Source organism: Alkalibacter mobilis, assembly GCF_015594845.1.
Lineage (GTDB): Bacteria > Bacillota > Clostridia > Eubacteriales > Alkalibacteraceae > Alkalibacter > Alkalibacter mobilis.
On sequence record NZ_JADNRK010000059.1, the window covers coordinates 1 to 2,511 of the forward strand.

The window sequence follows — 2,511 nt, forward strand, 5'->3', positions numbered from 1 at the left end:
TGTAACTGGTAAAATAAAGCAGGCCATTTTCAGACATCACGACTAGTCCAGAACTCGCCACAAACTAGGCCAGTTCTGGACACAAACTATGCCACTTTAATCTGAGTGATGATAAACTTTCTGTTGAAGACAAGAAATTTCTACAGAAAGGAATAAACAGATGAAGGAGCTTACAATGTATAGTCAAATCAAATCATTTCAAAACAAAGGGTTTTCTATTCGTAAAACGGCAAAATATTTAGGTGTGAGCAGAGATACTATAAAAAAATACTATGACATGTCGCTGGACGAATACCGGGACCTTGCCGCAACTATTAGAAAACAAAGTTCTCTCGACAAGTACGAAACTATGATACTTGACTGGATAAAAGACTACCCTGATATGGCATCTGCACAAATTTATGATTGGTTATTGGAACACTATGAAGTCGATGTTTCTGAACGCACAGTCAGCCGATATGTAAAAAATTTGAGGTTGGACCATGATCTACCAAAACAAGTTTCCAAAAGAGATTACGAAGCGACCGAAGAACTCCCAATGGGACATCAAATACAACTTGATTTTGGCGTTCACAACATGCCGCTTCCCCACCGCAAAGGACACAAGAAGGTCTACTTTGCAGCTTTTATACTTGCGCATTCCAGATATAAATATGGTTACTTTATTGATCGCCCATTTACCACAAGCGATTTGATTGCTGCCATGGGCCTTGCATTCTCCTACTTTGGGGGCATCCCCAAAGAGATTGTCGTTGATCAGGATAGCATCATAACCGTTCAAGAAAATTACGGGGAGATTATCTACACCTATGAATTTGAAAAATACAAACAGCAGAACAACCTAGAAATGAGGGTTTGCCGCAAGTCTGATCCGGAATCAAAAGGTCTGATTGAAAACATGGTCAAGTTCGTGAAAAAGAACTTTTTAGCCAACCGCGATTTCATGGAACCAGATATTCTCAATGACTGCTTTTGTGCCTGGTTAAAACGCACTGGTAATGCAAAAGTACATGGCACAACGAAAAAAGTACCAGCCCAAGTGTTTGAATTCGAACGCGAACACTTAAGACCGATACTTATTCCACAAAATGACTTCTGTATGAATAGTATAATCCGAAGCGTCCGAAAGGACAATACCATAATTTATAAAAGCAACCGTTACTCCCTACCTCTTGGGACTTTTCACAAAGAACCGGATGTAGTTTTAAAGGAAGTGGATGATAAACTTCAAATCTGGCAAACCAATGGAAATCACATGATTTATGAACATGGCCTGTCCATGGAGAAAGGGAAGTTAATCAAAGCCAGCGACCATAGCCGCAATCGAGAATATGCCCTCGACCAGTTTGAAGAAAAAGCAATTACTCTGATCGGCGATGAATACCGATGCTTTTTAAGGAAAGTAAGAAAAAGCAAGCCAAGATATTTCAGGGATCAATTGTCCTTGTTGGAAGAGATCTTATTACTTCATACAATAGAAGAAGTACAAGATGCCATAAACTACTGCCAGATCCTTGACTTGTACAGTTTCAACGAAGTCAAGAATGCCTGCAAATTCCTGGCGGTACTTCAACAAAAGCCATCATTTGGAGCAACAAGCAAGATGAAAGTCGATCCCATCAGCAACCCTGGTATAATGAATATCACTATTCAAAAGAGAAATATCAGCGAATACAGCATGGTAGGTGGTGATGATCATGAATAAGCTTGAACAGTCCATTCAGCAATTATCTGCAACACTACAACTGAAATCTCTTAATTATCATGAGTTGTTTTCGGATGGCCTTACACCGTTACAAAGTATTGAACTGTTTTTGCAAGAACAATTACGCCTTCGTGAGAAAAGAGCCAATGAGATGAGGTTAAAGCGCTCCTACTTGTCGGCTCGTAAGACCATTGTGGAGTTTGATTTTGGGTTTCAGCGAAGCATAACTAAAGAACAAATGCTACGACTTTCTGATTGCACCTGGATTGACGATGCGTACAATATTATGTTTCTCGGTCCGCCTAGTGTGGGAAAAAGTCATCTGGCAACAGCTCTGGCTTACGAGGCACTTGACAAGGGATACTCCGTATCCTTTGTCACCTTGGATGAGCTGATTCGCCAGCTTAAAACAGCTGAAATTTCATCGGCTTCAAGGAAAAGAATCAATTACCATATGAAAGCACACTTAATTGTCATCGATGAGGTCGGATTTTTGCCGGTAACAAATGCTGAGGCTAACTTGTTTTTCACTTTCGTTAGTGCATTGCATGAAAAGGCATCAATCATTATCACTTCGAATAAAAGTTTTGGTGAATGGGCTGGATTTTTAGGAGATGAAGTTATCACAACAGCAATTTTGGATCGACTGGTTTTTAAGTGTGAAATATTCAATATGTCTGGTGATGGATACAGACTCAAACACAGAAAATCCATTCTATAAAGATAAATGATCACACAGATAAAGAGTGAGAAAATAGTGGCCTAGTTCGTGGCGAAAAATGGCCTAGTTTACTTGACTGATTACA

2 protein-coding genes are annotated in these 2,511 nt (G+C 39.7%); both read left to right on the forward strand.

All coding sequences use genetic code 11. The features are described 5' to 3' along the window. Positions 1–175 precede the first annotated feature (175 nt). On the forward strand, positions 176–1,705 hold the full coding sequence (gene istA, locus IWB18_RS12340) for an IS21 family transposase (RefSeq protein ID WP_195683917.1): 1,530 nt from the start codon (positions 176–178) through the stop codon (positions 1,703–1,705). After that, positions 1,698–2,426: an IS21-like element helper ATPase IstB gene (istB, locus tag IWB18_RS12345; RefSeq protein ID WP_195683918.1), complete on the forward strand. Its 729-nt coding sequence runs from the start codon at positions 1,698–1,700 to the stop codon at positions 2,424–2,426. The genes istA and istB overlap by 8 nt, the downstream gene beginning before the upstream one ends. The last annotated feature ends 85 nt before the right edge of the window (positions 2,427–2,511 follow it).